We start from the raw sequence: 836 nt of genomic DNA, 5'->3' as shown, positions 1-836 counted from the left end.
AAGCGTGAAGTGGCTAGTATCATAAATGACATTTTTAATTTGAACATAAGTGTTGGCAGCATATCAAATCTTACTATTACCCACAAATATAAATGTACTTATAAATAAAGTATTACAATATTAAAGTTTGCAAATATTGAGGGTATAAAAATGGCAAACGAGAGTAATGAATGGGCTAAAAATGAATTTGGAGATGCTGTACTTGGAGATAAAAGATTAACTGACCGATTAGTAAAGATTGCTGATAGTTTGATAAGTTTACCTGAAAGCTCAATTAATGAGGCATGCGGAAGTTGGTCAGAAGCAAAAGCAGCATAACGTTTTTTTCAAAATGAGAACGTAAAAGAAGTCGATATTCTAGCTTCACACATTGATAAAACAGTTGAAAGAACAAAAGCTTATAAAAGAATTCTTGTGATTCAAGATACAACTTATATTTCATACTCAAGCCATAAGCGGATTGGGAACTATTGCTGGAAAAGGAGCAGTAATGCATACAGCCCTTGCTGTTAGTACGGAAGCTGGGAATACTGGATCAAAAGATTTACTCGAGGCAACTCATTTCTGAAGAAGAAAAAAGACTAAAGAGCCATCGTAACAACGTTCATATTGAGGATAAAGAAAGTATGAAATGGCTAGAAAGTTTAAAGAAAACAAATAATATTATAGATCTGGCCCAAACCGAAGCTATAACTGTATGTGACAGAGAAGCAGATATGCATGATTTTTTTGAACTTGCACATAATCTTAGAGGTTGTCCGGAAACTAGTAAATTCAAGCATATTCCCTCTTTAACATAACCCTACTCATAGCTAGGTATATGAAATTCTCAGTGG

At 33.7% G+C, this 836-nt stretch carries 1 pseudogene; it reads left to right on the top strand.

The annotated features are described in order from the left end of the window. Positions 1-150: 150 nt before the first annotated feature. Positions 151-749, top strand: a pseudogene (locus OZD64_RS00090) (IS4/Tn5 family transposase DNA-binding protein); the annotation flags it as partial. Positions 750-836 lie beyond the last annotated feature (87 nt).

Source organism: Wolbachia endosymbiont of Drosophila tristis (assembly GCF_028981745.1).
Classification (GTDB): Bacteria; Pseudomonadota; Alphaproteobacteria; order Rickettsiales; family Anaplasmataceae; genus Wolbachia; species Wolbachia pipientis.
The sequence above is the reverse complement of the archived record's forward strand: the minus strand, read 5'-3'. Positions and strand labels throughout refer to the sequence as shown.